2 protein-coding genes and 1 pseudogene are annotated in these 2,520 nt (G+C 66.1%); all 3 read right to left on the bottom strand.

What is annotated here, in order from left to right:
• On the bottom strand, nucleotides 1-155 hold a 155-nt coding region (locus AC08OU_RS24455), incomplete at its 3' end, for a hydantoinase/oxoprolinase N-terminal domain-containing protein (protein ID WP_476605920.1).
• A pseudogene (locus AC08OU_RS24460) lies at nucleotides 142-603 on the bottom strand (acetone carboxylase subunit gamma). The gene AC08OU_RS24455 and the pseudogene AC08OU_RS24460, both read right to left, overlap by 14 nt.
• Nucleotides 600-2,520 (bottom strand): hydantoinase/oxoprolinase family protein (locus AC08OU_RS24465; protein WP_476605919.1); only part of this gene is annotated, 1,921 nt, incomplete at its 5' end. The pseudogene AC08OU_RS24460 and the gene AC08OU_RS24465, both read right to left, overlap by 4 nt.

A 2,520-nucleotide genomic window follows, 5' to 3' on the forward strand; every position in this document is an offset into this window, starting at 1 on the left:
CCCTTTGCCAGGGCATCCATGAACCCGGAGGCGAGGTTGTGGTGCGTGGTCAGCGACTTCGCCTCGATGTAGGCGTCGTCGTAGACAAGAAAGCAGTCGGTGAACGTACCACCGATGTCAACGCTTACCTGCCGCATGTCCCTAGCCCTCCACATCGCTGAGGTGACGACGCTTCAACGCGTCGATATCGAGTTCGAGGTCGTGTGTCAACGGATGACCAGGCGGCAGGTACTCGTTCTCCACCTGCGTCCCGCAACCCGGGCAGTAGAACTCGACGATCCGGCACCAGGCCGGGTCGGGGGCGTAGGTGAACTCGTAGCTCTCGTCCAGGATCGGCCGGTGAATCTCCCGCGGGTCACGGTTGTAGACCAGCAGCCCGGTCTTGGGGGACGTAATGAAGTAACAAATACGTGATCGAGAGCATCATCGCAAGTCACAGGCCTGTGGAGGGTTCGAAACGCGCAAGTTATTTCATTTCGACTCCTTGTAGTTCTCGCGGGCGTTCGCGATGTCCTGTCCGCACACCCGGCAGGTCCATCGCTCGGTCGCCAGATTAATCGCGAGATACTCGGTGATGTTCACGGTGGACTGCTGCTCGCTCACTGCTGGGCCTCCAGGATCAGGTCAGAGTTGCTGCTCACCCGGAACCCCCACCCGGGCTCGATCAGACAGGTCAGATAGTCACCCGCGACCAGCGCCGGCCCCGCGGCTCCCTGCCCCGGTCCCAGATTCTCCGGACGGTAGACCGCAATCTCCTGCTCGTTACCGTCAGCGAAATGGATACGACGCGATCCGTCCGCGGCCGCCGGCTGCACCGTGGCGTGTTCGTCGGCCACGAGCTCGAAGGTCGGCAGCGGATACCAGGCCCGCACCACCAGCTGATCGGCCTGCCCGGGAGACGACCCGTCGGTCCACGTCTCGTCCCGCAACACGCCGTCGACGATGAATCGACCGCAGGTCTCGACAGTGCATTCGTCGATGGACACGCCTTCACCGAACATGTCACGCCGCGCGCGGGTCAGCAGATCGTCCCGGGCCGCCTTCACCTCGACGTCGACGCCCGGCATCGGCACGCTGTACTCGTGCGCCAACCCGCTGAAACCGATACCGAACGCGCTGAACACCGCCGACAGATGCGGCACGATCACCCGCGCGATCCCCGCCGCCCGCGCGATCCCCGAGGCAAGCACCGGACCGGCGCCACCGAAGGCCAGCAGCGTGGCCTCACCCGGCTCACGACCCGCCGCGGAGATCATCTCCTTGACCGCGGCCCCCGCCTGCTCCTCGAACACCCGCAACACCGCGAGCGCCGCGGCCTGCGCCGACAACGACAGCGGCTCCCCAACATGGGTCAGCAACGCCCGCTCCGCCCGGGCCGGGTCCAACTTCAGATCCCCACCCAGATAGTTGTCCGGGTCCAACACCCCGGCAAGCAGCAGGGCATCGGTCACCGTCGCATCGGTGCCACCACGGCCGAAAGACGCCGGGCCGGGCGCGGCACCCACACTGCGCGGACCGATCTGAATCTGACCGTCGACGACCTGGACTACCGAACTGCCACCCAGCCCGACACTGCTCAGGTCCGGAATCGGCAGCGAGGTCTGCGCCGAATCGACCCGGCCGTGCGCGTGCACCGTCAGGGCCTTGTCCACCACGACCGACACGTCGGTCGTGGTGCCACCCACGTCCACCCCGACCAGCACGTCCGCGTCATAGAGCGAGGCGTAGGCGACGCTGCCCTCCAGCCCACCCCGCGGCCCGGAACCCCACGTCTTCAACGCCGTGGTCTTGGCCACCCGGGCCGAGTCCCCGTCATTCCGGAAGATCAGCAGCGGGCGGGCCAGCCCGTTCTCCCGGCACGCCTTCTCCGCGCCGTAGAGGAAGTGCTCCATCCCCGGGTGCAGGTAGGAGTTCAGCACCGCGGTCAGCACCCGCCGCGCGTCGTCGACGTCGTGCACAAGCTCATGCGACAGGGTGAACGGGACCGCGCCCAGCAGATGCCGCGGGTACCGCTCCAACAACAGATTCTTGATCGCCCGCTCCGCCGCCGCGCTCCGCAGCGCAATCACGATCCGCGAGGTACTCGTCGCCAACAGTTCGTTGATCGCCGTCGTGAACTCCGCCAAGCCCACCGACCCGTCGGCGCCCACCGCGATCCCGACCGGGGGATGCGGCACCAGGGCCTGCCACAGCGAGGCGTCGACCAGCCTCACAATGCCATAGACATCCTCCTCCGCACCGCTGTCGACCAGCAGGGCGACCGGTGCGCCCTTCCGCTCGACCACGGCGTTCGTACCCGACGTCGTCGAATAGCGCAGATACTCCGTCTCGCGCAACAGACGAGCGGTGTCCTCCTCGCCATACAGCCGGTCGGACACCGTCCGCAGCCCATCGACGAAACACGGCGTTAAATCGTGCGGGGTCGTCGGCGTCTTCGCATGCACGATGCGTTCACCGTCCGTCACACACACATCGGTGAACGTGCCACCGTTGTCGATATTGACCAGGATTCCCAGTAAA

Source organism: Frankia sp. CcMO1, assembly GCF_977945845.1.